Consider the following 14545-nt stretch of genomic DNA (forward strand, 5'->3'; position numbering starts at 1 on the left):
CGGTGAGAGCCATGGCAGAGGAAAAAAAGGCGACGCAGCGCGTTGTCGTAGAGATGTTCGGGCTGACCTATCAGCTCAAGACGGATGACCCCGAGCGCCTCAAGCGCCTTGCGGCGGAAGGGGACCGCCGTATTAAGGAGATGTCACGCAAGGTGCGGAGTTTCGATGTGAAGCGGATCGCCGCGCTGACCGTCCTGCAAATGATGGACGACTACGATCAGCTGCGGCGCGACTACGACGAGCTCGTGCAGCTGCTCGAAGAAAAGTAAACGGATGATATCATAAAAGGCCACGGTGTTTTGCCGTGGCCTTTTTGTAAAGCCGTGTATCGTATCGTGTCAGCGCAGGGTAAAGGATACGCCGGTGTTGACCGTAATCGCGGCGCCCGTCGGATTCGGATAGGAGCCGACGGCATAGGCCGCCGCAACCGCCGCATCGTCCAGAATACTGTGTCCCGACGAAGAATTAACGACGACACTTGTAATCGCACCCGAGGCGGAGAGTGTGACGGAAATGCCCGTACGGCCCTCAAGACGGCGTTTCGTCGCCATATAGGGGTATTGTTTATGCGCGTCGATGGCGAGGCGGAATCCCTCCGCATCGAAGGGAATATTGCCCTTGCCCTGCACATCTCCGTCGCCGCTACCCTCACCCGTGCCCGTACCGCTGCCGCTACCGCGTCCATCGCCCTCACCGTCGCCGCTGCCTGTCCCCGTGCCCGTACCCGTGCCGGATCCGCCCGCATTGCTGCCCGTCTCGGAGCCCCCTGTCGGGGCGGACGGCGCCGTTGCGGAGCCTTGTGTGGGGAGCGTGACGGCGTCGGGGGTCGGTGTCGTCGCCTGTGTTTCCTTCGTTGTGACGGGTGTCGGTACAGTCTGCTGTACCGCTTCGACACGTTTGGCGACTTCCTCGGCTTTGAGCGGTTCGGGGAAGAGGGACTCGCTGCTCCCGCCGCCCGCATGTCCGCTGCCCTGTTCGAAATCGGATGTGGTGAGGTCGATGACATAGACCTGCTGTTCCTGCTGTTTGACGACAACCGTCAGACCGAGCGCTAATAAGCCGAACAGTGCGAGGTGCAAGAGGGCGGAGACGATATAGGCCTTACTCCATGAGAGTTGTCGCTCCATATATCTATCCCTTCTTTTGTTCTGCGGCAATCGAGAGCCGTTTTACCCCCGCTCCTTTGAGCATGTCCATGACCGCGACGACCTGACCGTGCGCCGTACGCTTGTCCGCTTGCAGGATCACCGCCGCATTGGGGTTTGCCTGCATGCGGTCCTTCATGATCGCTGCGGACTCCGTGATGCTCACGGGCTTGTTGTCGATCGTAATATGTCCCTGTTCATCGAGCGTCATGATGATCGGCAGCTGTGCGGGGGCCGAGGCGCTCTGCGCCTGCGGAAGCTGTACGGCGAGCGCCTTCTGCGCGACTGTCTGCAGACTGTTCATCATGAAGAAGACGAGCAGGAAGAAGATGATATCGATCATCGGGATAATCATAAATTCCGGCTTTTTTTTCAGCCGATGACTGCCAAAATTCATTGTGCATCCCAACTTTCTTTCTTTGCCGTGACAACCGTCGCACAGAGACGTTCCGTATCGGTGACAATCGCGTCGAGCTGATGGCTGAAGTAGGTGTAGACGCAGAATGCGATGATCGCGACACAGAGACCGGTTGCTGTCGCAACGAGCGCCTCGCCGACGCCGCCCGTGATCGCGCCGGCACCGCCGCCCTCATCGAGCACGCTGAACGTCTGGATCATACCCGTGACCGTACCCAGAAGGCCGAGCAGCGGAGCGATGGTGACGATCGCGCTCAGATAGTCGAGATAGCGGCGGAAATTGATCGCCTCCAACGCCATGCGATCGGAGAACGCCCCCTTCATCGCCGTTTCCGTATCCGCGTTTTCCAGACCGCTCCCGATGACGCGGCTGATGGCTGAGGGGAACTCCGTACAGAGTTTTTCGACCGTATCCCAGTCTTTCTGGACTGCCGCGTGGTAAACGCCGTGGAAGAATACCCGCGCGCCTTTGCGGTTGATGCGGTAATAGTAGAAACGCTCCACCGCGATTGCGAGCGTGATCAGCGAGAGCAGAAGCAGCGGGTACATGACGAGTCCGCCGCTTTTAAAGAGATGCATTGCGCTAGAAAAACCTTCCATATGATTTTACTCCTTTACATAGACTGCCGGCCCTTTTCACCCCGGGACCGACAAAAATTAGAAACTCATGCGCATACCGAAACGGTAAATACGCCCGCCCATACCGAGGTACGGGTCATATTGGTTGAATAAATTCGTCACACCGGCATAGAGCGTGCCTCCTTTCATTATATCCTTTTCAATCATCAGATTCCATAGTCCGTAATTTTTTTCGCGCGCGACTTTTTCACGGGTGAAGCCGTGTTCAAAATCGCCTTTCATATATAATTTAGCATCGGATTCATTTTTAAACAAGCGATATACCTTTCCCGTGTTGGGATCGGTAAAGGTGAACTGCTCCAGGTTACCCGCGCCGCCGACGATGCGTCCCGTGGCGATGCGGTCGCGGAGATCGAGATAGTTCCGCGTGTAGTCGCCCCAGAATGTCGCGCGCCAGCCGTGCCTGCGGTCATTGTAGCTAAAGGTGAGGTTGATCATATGGCGTCCGCGTCCTTCAAGCCGCTTGTTCGTCTGCCGGTCCCGCGCATCGAGGTAGGTGTAGCCCGCCTTGACGCTGAAATCCCGTGCAAACTGATGCGTTACCTCCGCCTCGACGCCCTGCGTGCGCGCCTTGGAAATATTTTTGTAAGTATAAACATCGTCCGTTGCGGGAACGCTCTTTACATAATCCGTTTGATCATCGTCGAAAATGTTATCTTCAATATACTGCCAATTGGGGGCCGTTTTGATCGCGTCGACGATCTCGTCGTAACTCATCGTTCCCAACCAAGCGTTCGGATATAGAATCTGCGGATCGAAATAACTGCGCCCGTAGAGATTTTTGCTCTCTTTTTCACCGTCGTACACGATCTGCATATAGTCTTTGAAATCATTGCGGAATATGGTGAACTTGGCGCTCGTTTTTTTGCCGAAATCCGCCTCGAGTGAGACATCCATATTGACCGCTTTTTCAGGCTTGAGCGCGGGATTTCCCTCGAACAGCCACCCGTTGCGGATGGGCGGTTTAGGATTCAGCGACGGTTCGTACATTTCCCAGTCGTGGTAGAGTTCCGCGATGCCGGGCGTTGAGAAGCTAGTTCTGATATTCGCCTTCATGCGCAGATTATTGCGCGCCTTATAGGTCGCGCCGATGGAGGGGGACAGGTGCGCGCCGAATCGGCTGTGATTCGTATAGCGCAGCGCGGGGATCAGCAAAAGTTTTTTGCCGACCTGCCAGTTGTCCATCGCGTAGGCACTGTAGTAGCTGAGAGAGGTCTCGTACACGTTGCCGATGTAGGTCCGCTTATTCGGATCGTTGGGATCATCAGGGTTTGGGAATACGTACAGGCGCGACTGTTCTCGCGGTATTTGCCCCGGCACAGTGATACGCGTCCCCTCGCCGCTCTCGTCATGGTAATCCGCACCGACGGTCACATAGTGTTTGTCATGCGCCATCAGCCCTATGGATGCCTCAACGACGCGATCCTCGCGCTTGAGGTAATCAAAATAGAAATGATGGTAGGGAATGCTCCTCGGCACAATCGGACCGACCTCGAAATCCACGTCGGAACTGTACTTGGTCGTATAGGTGCGCACACGGAAATCCGCGCGATCCGTTTGTTTTTTCCAATCGATGTTGAAATTGTTGCGCCACGCGTCTTCCCGTGCATTCATCTTCAGCATCGTGCCGAGAGAGGTGTCTTTCTGCAGATCTTCTGCGAGCCGGTCCGCGGACAGCGTGAGCGTTTCTCCCTTTCCGAGACTGAACTCCACGCGTGCGCTCATCGGGATCCGCTTCCCGTAATACTGCATGGACGTGTTGTCGCGATCGTAGAGGAACGGCGCCGTTTTGCTTCTTCCATACGAGAAGTCCATCCAGATGCCTTTCCCCAGTTCACCGGTGGCATAACTGATACCGTGGTTGTACTGGCTGCCGCCTTGGCCGATCCAAGAGCGTTCGAGCGTGACGCTTCCGCCTTGTTGGTGCGGGATCTTCGTGACGATATTGAGCACGCCGCCAATGGCGTCCGCACCATAGCGCGCCGTGCCCGCACCCCGGATGATCTCGACATGGTCGATGTTATCCATGCCGATCCGGTTCACCTCGTCCGTTGCGCCGTAGAATTTACTGAGACCGCCTGCAAGTCTGCGCCCGTCGATGAGAATCAGCGTATGACGCGCTTCTGCACCGCGAAGAGCGACAGTCTGCCGTCCCATGTTGTCGCGCCCCATCTGGATGTCCTGCTCTCCGGCAAGCGCGTCGGAGAGCGTACGCGCCCCTTTGCGGTCGAGATCCTCACGGGTGATGATGGCCTTAGTCTCGGGTTCCTCTCGAAGCAGCTCTTTGTCATAGTTTGCTTCGACGCTGATATCAGAAGTTGTGACTTCCGCTCCCTCCGCGTTGGCTCTATTCTCCTCAGACGCATATGTATGTGTATTGAGGCATGCAAGTATACATGCCGTTAGAACGGTATATCTTCCTTGATGAAATTTTCCTTTCAACGACATCTTTTGACGACACCTCCTTTTATGAAAGCAAACGGAAAGAATAAAATGAATACGATTATCATTATAGAGGCTAAGATTTATATGTCAATAGAAAAATGAATATTTAGAATGAGCTTTCTTTGATTCTCTCAATGTGTCTTTTGACAACATGCAAGTTTTTTATTATACTGAGAACGTGAATTGTTCATTTCTATCGTAGGGAAGGAGGTGAATATTTGTTATTCGAACGCGTATTGCGGTTTTTCATCGTTCTCATCACTGCAATCATCGGCGGAACCCTCTTTGAACTGCTTGTGCCGACCGCGAACGCCTACCTTTCGGCGCCCCTCTGGCAGACGGAACTGGGGCTGTTCGGGCTCTCGCTTGCGGGGCTGATCTGTATCCTCGTAGGGACCCTGCTCGGCGGTTTTATCGGATATCCGCTCGCTCCCTTCTTCACGGGACGTCTTAGACGCTTCTCCGTATGGGTGGAGGGACAACTCGGCAAGATGCCGATCCGCGAAGTGATTGCGGGGGCGATAGGGCTTATCATCGGACTTATCATAGCGCGCCTTTTGGGCGATTCGTTTTCTACGATTCCTATCGTCGGCGATTATATTCCCATCGTGTTCAGCATTGTGCTCGGCTATCTCGGCGTCCATATCATGGTCAAAAAACAGCCGGAGATCGCGGAGGCTTTCGATTTTTTCCCACGGCTTCTCCGCGAGATGGCACGCAGCCGCGAAGGGCGCACAGCAGCCCCCGTACAGGCGCCGCCGCGTGACGGACAAACGGGGCGCGGATACAAGGTGCTCGATACGAGCGTCATCATCGACGGGCGCATTGCGGATATCTGTGAGACGGGGTTTCTCGAAGGAACGCTGCTCATTCCCGTGTTCGTTCTCGAAGAGCTCCAACACATCGCAGATTCGCCGGACGCACTGAAACGTGTCCGCGGACGCCGCGGTCTCGACATCCTGCAAAAAATTCGTAAGGAATCCCGTATGAAGGTAGAGATCACAGAGGCGGACTTTGAGGATATCACGGAAGTGGATTCGAAGCTCCTCCAGCTTGCACAGGAGGTCGGCGGGAAGATCATCACGAACGATTTTAACCTGAACAAGGTCGCGCAGCTGCGCGGGGTCTCCGTCCTGAACATCAACGCCCTTTCAAACGCCGTCAAACCGGTCGCCATTCCCGGCGATATGATGACGGTCCAGATTGTTCGCCCGGGCAAAGAGCACGGGCAGGGGCTCGCATATCTCGACGACGGTACGATGATTGTCGTGGACGGCGGGTTCCGCTGCATGAACGAAATCGTCCCCGTAGAGGTGACGTCTGCACTCCAAACGGCTGCGGGTCGTATGATCTTCGCGAAACTAACACGCTGATCCGAGCGGAGCACAGGAAGGAAGAGACATGGTTAGTGTGGTTTTTCCCGCCGCAGGGCAGGCGCATCGGATGCAGGTGGGGCTTAATAAGGTCTTTTTGACGCTTGCCGGCAAGCCGATGCTCCTCCGGACACTGCTTACGTTTTCCAAGGTGCCCGATGTCGGGGAACTCATCGTCGCCGTGGGCCCGGACGAGGTGGAGCCCGTGACGAACCTCCTCGGCCGTGTCAAGGGACTCGCGCCGTGGCATGTGGTGGAGGGAGGTTCCGAGCGGCAGTATTCGATTCGCAATGGACTCGCTCTTGTCTCGGAGAAGGCGGATATCGTGCTCGTACACGATGCGGCGCGTCCCCTCATTCGCCTCGATACGATTGAGGAACTCATCCGTGTCGTACGCGCCGAAGGCGCGGCGATTGTCGCCGTGCCTGAGAAAAATACCATTAAGATTGCGGCGGAGGATGGCATGGTCGCGTCCACTCCGCCGCGGAGATCCCTTTGGCAGGTGCAGACGCCGCAGGGGTTCCGAAAGGACATCCTGCTGGAGGCGAACCGCAAGGCGGACGAGGACGGCTTTCTCGGAACGGACGATGCGAGCCTCGTGGAGCGTCTCGGTGTTCCGGTTCGCATCGTCAAAGGCGAATATAGTAATATCAAGGTGACGACACCCGAGGATATGGTGGTTGCGGAGGCGATCCTGCGCAGCGACATGGGGGCGGGCGAGCTAATGCGGACGGCTGTCCACGAGGCGAAGCGACTGCTCGGCGGCGTCGTTTGTCGGCGCAGGGGGGAGGAAGAATGACGCGGTTCGGTATCGGCTACGATGTGCATCGGCTGGTTGCGGGGCGGCGCCTGATCATCGGCGGAGTGGATATCCCCTATGAGAAGGGCCTGCTCGGTCACTCGGATGCGGATGTGCTGCTGCATGCCGTCTCCGACGCGCTCCTCGGGGCCGCGGCACTCGGCGATATCGGGCTGCACTTCCCGGACACGGACGAGCGCTACGCCGGTGCGGACAGCGGCGTATTGCTGGCAGAGGTTGCACGCCGTATACGCGCGGCGGGCTTTGCCATCGGCAATATCGATGCAACGGTCGTCGCGCAGGTGCCGAAACTCCGACCCTATATCGATCAAATGCGCGACCGTATTGCGCGCCTCCTCGATATTGCGCCGGGGGATGTCAACGTCAAGGCGACCACGGAAGAACGGCTCGGTTTTACGGGCGCGGGGGAAGGAATGTCCGCTTATGCCATTGCAGGCGTAGAGCGCATTTAATAGAAAATTGGAGGTATCAACATGGCAAATCAGCTGAAGAAACTGCTCGGGATAGAGGTTCCCATTCTGCAGGGAGGTATGGCGTGGATTTCGGAGGCAAACCTCGCCTCGGCAGTTTCAAACGCGGGCGGTGCCGGCATCATCTCAACGGGCGGGCGCACGACGGAGTACACGCGCGATGAGATCCGCCGCTGCCGCAGCCTGACGGATCGCCCGTTCGGCGTGAATGTGATGCTCATGGCGCCAAATAAGGATGAGATCGTGGATGTGATCTGCGAAGAGAAGCCCGCATTCGTGACGCTCGGGGCGGGGAATCCCGTGCCGTATTTTGAAAAACTGCACGCGGCGGGGGTCAAGGCGATTCCCGTTGTGCCGAGTGTGAAGCTCGCAAAGCGCGTCGAGGAAAAGGGCGCGGATGCCATCGTTGTCGAGGGCATGGAAGCGGGCGGACACATCGGCGTACTCTCGACGATGCCGCTCATGGAGCAGGTCATTCCGGAGGTCTCTCTCCCCGTGGTCATGGCGGGCGGATTCGGCGACGGACGCGGGCTCGCGGCCGCGCTCCTCATGGGTGCTTCGGGCGTACAGATGGGAACGCGCTTCCTCGTTGCAGAAGAGTGCGTCGTGCATCCGAATGTAAAGGCGAAACTGATTGCCTCCGTGGATACGGATACGATCGTGACGGGGAGCACGATCGGCGGATCCGTGCGCGGCGTGAAGAATAAATTCTCCGAGGAGTTTGTTGCGCTCGAGTTTTCCGGAAAGGCGACGAAGCAGGAACTGCTCGATCGTGCAACGGGAACCAATAAACTTGCGGCAGTGGACGGCGACGTCGTCAACGGGATGGTGCAGGCGGGGGAGACGTTGACGCTCCTGCGCGAGATCGAGCCGGTGCGCACGATCATCGAGCATATTGTCCGCGAGGCGAAGGAGACGCTTGCGCACGCGCAGAAGATCGAAGTCTAATCAGTCGACAGGGGCGGAGCATGGGGACGGACGAATTAACGCGGATTCATGAACTGGCAAAGCGGGTGACTCTGCTCGAAAAGCTGGTTCTGCGCCAGCAGAGCCGTATGGACGAGCTCCTGCAGCGTCTCGAGCAAACGGAGCGTGTCGATCGTCCGCATGCTGCGGAAAAAGATCCGTCCGCGGCGGCTGCGGCACGGGAAAACGAAGCTGCCGAACGCGCCGTCCCGTCCGTGAGCGATCTGTTGGACGAGGAGATGAAGACCGATTTGGCACGCGCCTACGGTGCGCCGCCGCCGCGCGAACAACCTACGGAAGGCGCGCAGGATCGGCCGCCGTCCGCAATGGCGCGGGCTGCCGGCAGCTATGCGCGCGCGACGGGCGGGAAAGAACCCGTGCGGAGCGATCGCGCAAAACAGAACGAAGCCGCACGAAAAAAGACCGCAGACGCTGCGGCGCTCGCGCAGATTCCGACGCATGAACTGCGGGAGAAGACGCCTGCGGAGCGTGCCGCAGATTACATTGCGGACTATAATGCGCTCTATGAAGTACAGGGGACAATGTTCCAAAAGAAGAAGGCGCAGGACGACTTCATCAAGCAGTATGAAGTGCAGGGGATGAAGTGTACGAATATGCGGCTGCGCCTCAGTCGTCCGGAGCTTGAGCCGCGCTTTGTGGCGGTGGCACCGCCGCGCGATGCGGATTTTTGGGGGATGCCGCTCGGCAATAATCTCTTTGCCGTTGTGCCGAACCCGTTTCTCGTCTACGGCGAGGAGATGCATACGGCCGGCGGTATGCGCGAGGCGTTCAACTCGAACTATCGCCCGGGTACGGTTTACGGGCACTTTACGGTGAAAGAAGCGGCGACGTTCCAGTTCGGTACGATCGGCAAGGTCTTTCGGAGAGGACAGCTCAAGGCTGAGGTGTAGTGCGCTTAAAATTTTATCCGATAAGAAACGGGACTGCTGCATATGTCTGCAGCAGTCCCGTTTTACGTTCCTTTGGGTTAACGGACCTGTCTGCCGGCCCCTGCGCCGTCGATGGCGACGGCGACGTTTGCCTCGGTGAAGGTCTTCATGTCGTTGAGGGTGTGGAGCGCGGCGCGAACGATGCTGCAAGCGAGCAGTCCTGCCGTGCCTGCGGGAGGCTCTGCGCCGAGGTCAAGCATATCGGGGAGAATATGCAGGATGTAGGGAGCGACGGCGGGGGATGATTCCTCTATATGATGTACGATGGCATCCGTTGCGGCGTCGGCGGGCAGGATGAGGGCGCCGCACGCGGCGGCGGTGCGGACGGCCTCCGAGACGGCATGCGGAAGGGGCTCTTTTGCCGCGTCATTCTCCGGCGTGCCGAGGAGGAGGATGGGATGTGTTGCGGCAGTTCTTTTTACGGCATGCTGCAGCGCGCGGAACTGCGCCTCAGACCTATCCTGCGGGAGGGACAGGAGACGTATTGGAATCCCTCCATGCGCGGCCATTGCTCCAAGGACTCTCGTATATGTTCGGGAGAGCCGATCCTCTCGTGCGATGAGGAGGAGCGCGGCCTTCGTATCTGCGGGCGGCTGCGGATTCCGCATCGTACCCGCAAGGCGCACGGCGATTTGTTCGAGATAACCGAGGCTGTGGATGGGTTTGGCGAGGTTGTCCAGACGATATTGGCAGGCCTCCATTGCCGCACTGTTCGGTACGGGAATGCGCGGCATCGGCTTTCGTTCTGCGGTCGTGTCATTTGTTGGGGGCAGAAGGTATGGCGCGGGGGAATCAGTAGTGCCCTGTCGGCCGTCAATGACTTCCCATACGCGCAGCATTTGCCCCAGCAGATCGAGCGCGATGGAGGAACCGGCGGCCTCGCTCAGGCGAATATCCAGCCGCAGCATGGGCGTGAGACCGAGGCGGCGGAGCGCGTGGGGCTGAGAATGTTCAGAGAGAGAGCCGTGGGAGGCGAGCAGATAATACGCGCAGTTGGGGGCGAGCGCGTGGGCGATGAGCGCGGCGGAGGTTGTGTTTGCTCCGTCGAGGACGACGAGCATCCGCCGTGCCGCGGCGCCGAGGATGATGCCGGCGATGCAGCCGAGTTCAAAGCCGCCGACCTTTGCGAGGACATCGAGGCCATCCGCTGCGTCGGGGCGATTGACCGCAAGCGCACGCCGAACGATTTCAATTTTATGCGCGAGACGCGCATCGGAGATGTTCGCGCCGCGTCCTGTGACCTCTTCGGGCGCGAGGCCGAGGATGGCGGCGACAATGGCGGCGCTGGAGGTCGTATTGGAGATGCCCATCTCCCCGGGGAGAATGCAGCGATCGCCGCGGTCGGCGCATAGCCCCGCGAGTTCGATGCCGGTCTCAACCGCCTGCACGGCCTGCGCGCGCGTCATAGCAGGCCCCTTGGTCATGTTTGCCGTACCGCGCGCAATGCTGCGGTGCAGGAGCCCCTCTATATGCGCCGTATCTGCATCCACGCCGAGGTCGGCGACGATGAGACGGGCATGCGCATAGTTCGCGACCGCATTGGCAGCCCCGCCGTGTGCGATGAGGTAGTTGCACATCATGTTGAGCGTGGTCTCGGGCGGATAGGCGCTGACGCTCTCCGCCGCGACGCCGTGGTCGGCGCAGGAGATGACGACGCTCGTCTGCGGGGGGCGCGGGTGACGCTCTCCCGTCATGCGGATATAGCGGAGCAGGGCGTCGCCGAGACGGCCGAAATCCATGTCTTGATGGGCTGAAAGCGATTTTTCTGCGGCATCGGAGAGCGTGCTGTCCGGAACCTCTATCGCAGCGATTGTTTTTTCCAAAAGTGTCATGCGCGTTTCTTTTCCTTTGCTAGCTGTTTCAGCGAGAGACCGATGCGGCCGCGCGCCTCGTCGATGCTGATAATCATAACGTCGAGAGTGTCGCCGACGGACAGAACGTCGAGCGGATGGCGGACGCGCCGCGCGCTCATCTCCGAGATGTGGAGCAGTCCCGCCTGCTTGAGGCCGATATCAATGAATGCTCCAAAATCCGTAATGTTGCGCACGGTACCGCGCAGGATGCTGTCGACGGCGAGGTCGGAGAGCTTTCAATGTTCTGCCGTGTGAGCGGCGCGGGCAGGTCTTCGCGCGGGTCGCGTCCCGGGCGCGCGAGGGCTTTTAGAATATCCGTGACCGTCGGAACGCCCGCGTCCAGTTTCCTCGCAAGTGCCGCAGCGTCGACCTGTGCCGTCTTGAGGGCGAGGGCAGGGAGGTTCGAACGATTCGTGAGGTCAGATTCATCAGCACCGATTTCTCCGAGGATTGCGCGCGCGAGCGGATAGGATTCGGGATGGACGGAAGTTGCGTCGAGCGGCGTTTCCCCTTCGCGAATGCGCAGAAAGCCTGCGCATTGGGTGAACGCGGTATCGCCGAGCCGAGAGACCTTGCGCAGGGATTTTCTGTCGGTGAATCTGCCGTGCTCGTTGCGGTAGGCGACGATGTTCTTTGCGATGGCGGCGTTGATGCCCGCGATGCGGTTCAGGAGTGCGGGAGAGGCTGTGTTGAGGTCGACGCCGACATGGTTGACCGCGTCCTCGACTGTGGCGTCGAGCGTCTCCTTGAGCTCTTTTTGGCTGACGTCGTGCTGGTACTGACCGACGCCGATGGACTGCGGGTCGATTTTCACGAGTTCGGCCATAGGGTCCTGCACGCGGCGTGCGATGGAGACGGCACCGCGGATTGTCACGTCGTAATCGGGCAGTTCTTCTTTTGCGAGTGCGGAGGCGGAGTAGACGGAGGCGCCCGCCTCGTTCGTAATGAGGTAATGGACGTGCGCCAGATGATTGTCGCGGATGAGCGCGGCGGCGAACTGCTCCGTCTCGTAGGATGCCGTGCCGTTGCCGATGGAGATGAGCGTTATATTATGCGCCTTGATGAGTTTCAGCAGCGCATCGGCGGCAGAGCGGCGGGCGTTTTCGCTCTGCGTTACTTGAATGACGCCGCTTGCAAGGACGTGTCCCGTCGCGTCGACGACGGCGACCTTGCAGCCGGTGCGGTAGCCGGGGTCGAGCCCCATGACGACATGCCCCGAGAGGGGGGGCTGGAGCAGCAGCTGTCGGAGGTTGTGTCCGAATACCTTGATTGCCTTTGTTTCGGCCTCTTCGGTCAGGCGCGTGCGCAGTTCCCGCTCAAGCGCGGGGACGAGAAGGCGCTTGTAACCGTCCTCCACGGCCGTGCGCAGTTCGGCGGCAAAGATGGAGGGGCGGCGGAAGATACGCCGATAAATCCAATCGATATTTTCTTCGTGGTCGATATTGATGCGAACCGCAAGGCATCCTTTCTTCTCGCCGCGGTTGACGGCAAGGATGCGGTGCGAGGGCAGGGTACGGACGGGTTCCGCGTACGCGTCGTACATCTGAAAGGTCTGCGCATCCTCCGCCTCCGTGTTCAGCGTGGTCTCTAGGGTCGCCCGTTTCCAAAAGCGCTCCCGCATCAGTCGGCGGAGCTCCGCATCGTCCGTGACGGTCTCGGCGAGAATATCGCGTGCGCCAGCTAGGGCGTCGGCGGCGGTAGGAACCTCCCGCGCATCGCTCACATATGCGGCGGCGTAGTCCCCGGGCATGCCGCTTGTCTCCGTTTGCAGGAGCATCGCGTTTGCGAGCGGCTCCAGGCCGCGCGCCCGCGCGATGGAGGCGCGCGTCTTTTTCTTTTGTTTGTAAGGACGATAGAGGCCTTCAAGGGTCTGGAGTTTCTCCGCGGCATCGACGGAGGCGCGGAGTTCGTCCGTCAGTTTTCCCTGCTCTTCGATGCGGGCTAGAATTTCCTCCTGCCGTTTTATCAGACTGCGCAGATAGGCGAGGCGCGTCTCAACCTGCCGCAGGACTTCATCCTCGAGAGAGCCCGTTGCCTCCTTGCGGTAGCGGGCGATGAAGGGAATCGTATTGCCGCCGTCGAGCAGGGTGATAACGGATTCTACCTGCTGCGGACGGATGGAGAGTTCTTTCGCAATTACGGCCGGGATATCGGAAATACGCATGAAATCAACCTTTCTTGTTCAGCAATGCTTTTCATTATAACATGATTTTTCCGTAGAACAAAAGGAGGAAATGAGTTCTATATCGGAAGATGAAATAGGACTATTGACAGGAATTTTAGAATAGAGTATTATAATATATAAGTAATAATGATTTTAGTTTTGATATGATTGAAAAGTAGGAACGATTATGCATGCAGATTCGATGTTGACGATCAGCGAGGTCACGGATATTCTCCGTCAGAATAAGAAGAAGGTAACGCCGCAGCGGCTTGCCGTCTATACGGCGCTTGCCGCGACCAAAGAGCATCCGACGGCGGAGACCCTCTATAAGGAGCTGCGCCCGAATTATCCGACGATGAGCCTTGCGACGGTCTATAAATCTTTGGATGCGTTCTGCGAGATCGGCATCGTACGAGAGCTGAATGTCGGCGAGGAGGCGTTCCGCTACGATGCGGATATCTCGCAGCATCCGCATGTGCGCTGCATTGCCTGCGATAAGGTTGCGGACGTTCCCATTACCTCGCTGCCCGCACTGGATAAAAATGTCGCGTCCTTGACGGGCTATCGCGTCGTCGCACAGCAGATGTACTTCTTCGGCTACTGCCCGGAGTGCCAGAAGAAAAAGATCAGTCAAAACTAAGCGCATAAAAAGCCCGTCTGATGCGGCGGGCTTTTTTTATGCGGCGCGCAGGGCAAAAGAAAAGCACCCGCTGCCGGGCGCTTTTCTTTCGAGGCGTTATCTGCGCGTTCTTCGTGCGAGGATACGGATCACCTTGGCGCCCGTACTCTTGATCCTACGGATGGGGGCGACGCGCGTTGTGGTCTTTGGACGAATCTCTGCCGGTGCGCGGAAATCGCCGCGGCGCAGATGCGTGCTCTTGGTCTTATCCGGCTGGAATGCCCTGCGCAGATCTGCGGCGATGGGCTCGAGTACCGCGTCCTCCATACAGAGATAGATATCGAGGGAGACATGGCGGAGATCCGGATGTACGTGCAGTGCCAGATGACCGTCCGGCAGCAGCGCCATCAGCGAGATATGACCGTTCTCCCGTACATCGCTGACGATCTGTAGGGGAGGCAGATTGATTTCCGTAAGCACTTCCGAAACTTTTATACGGAGCGTTTCCTCGTCGCCGCATTTTTCACCTTTACAGTTATAAAAATCCACCGCCAGCAATCTCGATTGAATGGTCATTCGATTCTGTCTCCTCGTACAATTTCATACTATTCTAGCATCCATTATAGAGGAAAGGCTGCCGGGCGTCAAGGAATCTAGTTAAATCGTCCTAACGCATATGAATTC

Annotated in this window: 13 protein-coding genes and 1 pseudogene; 7 read left to right on the top strand and 7 right to left on the bottom strand. The window is 58.2% G+C overall.

Features of this window, described 5'->3' with window-relative positions:
* The first annotated feature begins 11 nt into the window (after nt 1-11).
* A complete protein-coding gene (locus tag HMPREF9161_RS00820) occupies nt 12-269 on the top strand; it encodes a cell division protein ZapA (protein ID WP_009727770.1) in 258 nt (85 codons plus the stop codon).
* A 69-nt stretch (nt 270-338) separates the two neighbouring features.
* Here the strand turns inward: HMPREF9161_RS00820 and HMPREF9161_RS00825 are convergent, their stop codons facing one another.
* From HMPREF9161_RS00825 to HMPREF9161_RS00840, 4 genes are read right to left on the bottom strand one after another with little or no spacing between them, the layout of a single operon-like run.
* Nucleotides 339-1127, bottom strand: coding sequence for a TonB family protein (locus HMPREF9161_RS00825; RefSeq protein ID WP_009727771.1), 789 nt, complete (start codon nt 1125-1127; stop codon nt 339-341).
* 4 nt (nt 1128-1131) lie between these two features.
* Nucleotides 1132-1542 carry a biopolymer transporter ExbD gene (locus HMPREF9161_RS00830; RefSeq protein WP_009727772.1) on the bottom strand — a complete coding sequence of 137 codons (411 nt, stop codon included), beginning with the start codon at nt 1540-1542 and terminating at the stop codon, nt 1132-1134.
* Nucleotides 1539-2162, bottom strand: a complete 624-nt coding sequence (locus tag HMPREF9161_RS00835; protein WP_009727773.1) for a MotA/TolQ/ExbB proton channel family protein — start codon at nt 2160-2162, stop codon at nt 1539-1541. Before HMPREF9161_RS00835 ends, HMPREF9161_RS00830 begins: the two co-directional genes overlap by 4 nt.
* 57 nt (nt 2163-2219) lie before the next feature.
* The gene (locus HMPREF9161_RS00840) at nt 2220-4649 is read right to left on the bottom strand and encodes a TonB-dependent siderophore receptor (RefSeq protein WP_009727774.1); all 2430 of its coding nucleotides are present in this window, start codon (nt 4647-4649) and stop codon (nt 2220-2222) included.
* Nucleotides 4650-4864: 215 nt separating this feature from the next.
* Between HMPREF9161_RS00840 and HMPREF9161_RS00845 the strand changes: the two genes are divergently transcribed.
* The 5 genes from HMPREF9161_RS00845 to HMPREF9161_RS00865 are packed head-to-tail and all read left to right on the top strand — an operon-like array spanning nt 4865 to nt 9186.
* A complete protein-coding gene (locus HMPREF9161_RS00845; protein WP_009727775.1) occupies nt 4865-6019 on the top strand; it encodes a PIN/TRAM domain-containing protein in 1155 nt (384 codons plus the stop codon).
* Nucleotides 6020-6047: 28 nt separating this feature from the next.
* Complete coding sequence (gene ispD / locus HMPREF9161_RS00850) at nt 6048-6818, top strand: 2-C-methyl-D-erythritol 4-phosphate cytidylyltransferase (RefSeq protein ID WP_009727776.1); 771 nt, start codon at nt 6048-6050, stop codon at nt 6816-6818.
* The gene (ispF, locus tag HMPREF9161_RS00855; protein ID WP_009727777.1) at nt 6815-7291 is read left to right on the top strand and encodes a 2-C-methyl-D-erythritol 2,4-cyclodiphosphate synthase; all 477 of its coding nucleotides are present in this window, start codon (nt 6815-6817) and stop codon (nt 7289-7291) included. The genes ispD and ispF overlap by 4 nt, the downstream gene beginning before the upstream one ends.
* A gap of 21 nt (nt 7292-7312) precedes the next feature.
* The gene (locus HMPREF9161_RS00860; protein WP_009727778.1) at nt 7313-8257 is read left to right on the top strand and encodes a nitronate monooxygenase family protein; all 945 of its coding nucleotides are present in this window, start codon (nt 7313-7315) and stop codon (nt 8255-8257) included.
* Nucleotides 8258-8277: 20 nt separating this feature from the next.
* Nucleotides 8278-9186, top strand: a complete 909-nt coding sequence (locus HMPREF9161_RS00865) for a hypothetical protein (RefSeq protein WP_009727779.1) — start codon at nt 8278-8280, stop codon at nt 9184-9186.
* A 77-nt stretch (nt 9187-9263) separates the two neighbouring features.
* On the opposite strand, the gene HMPREF9161_RS00870 is transcribed toward HMPREF9161_RS00865, so the two are convergent.
* Complete coding sequence (locus tag HMPREF9161_RS00870; RefSeq protein ID WP_009727780.1) at nt 9264-11057, bottom strand: nicotinate-nucleotide--dimethylbenzimidazole phosphoribosyltransferase; 1794 nt, start codon at nt 11055-11057, stop codon at nt 9264-9266.
* Nucleotides 11054-13242: pseudogene (locus HMPREF9161_RS00875) on the bottom strand (Tex family protein). Before HMPREF9161_RS00875 ends, HMPREF9161_RS00870 begins: the two are co-directional and overlap by 4 nt.
* A 187-nt stretch (nt 13243-13429) precedes the next feature.
* On the opposite strand from HMPREF9161_RS00875, the gene HMPREF9161_RS00880 reads away from it, so the two are divergent.
* A complete protein-coding gene (locus HMPREF9161_RS00880) occupies nt 13430-13882 on the top strand; it encodes a Fur family transcriptional regulator (RefSeq protein WP_009727783.1) in 453 nt (150 codons plus the stop codon).
* A 96-nt stretch (nt 13883-13978) separates the two neighbouring features.
* Here the strand turns inward: HMPREF9161_RS00880 and HMPREF9161_RS00885 are convergent, their stop codons facing one another.
* Nucleotides 13979-14437, bottom strand: coding sequence for an S-adenosylmethionine decarboxylase family protein (locus HMPREF9161_RS00885; protein ID WP_009727784.1), 459 nt, complete (start codon nt 14435-14437; stop codon nt 13979-13981).
* Between the last annotated feature and the right edge of the window lie 108 nt (nt 14438-14545).

The organism is Selenomonas sp. F0473, assembly GCF_000315545.1.
GTDB lineage: Bacteria > Bacillota > Negativicutes > Selenomonadales > Selenomonadaceae > Centipeda.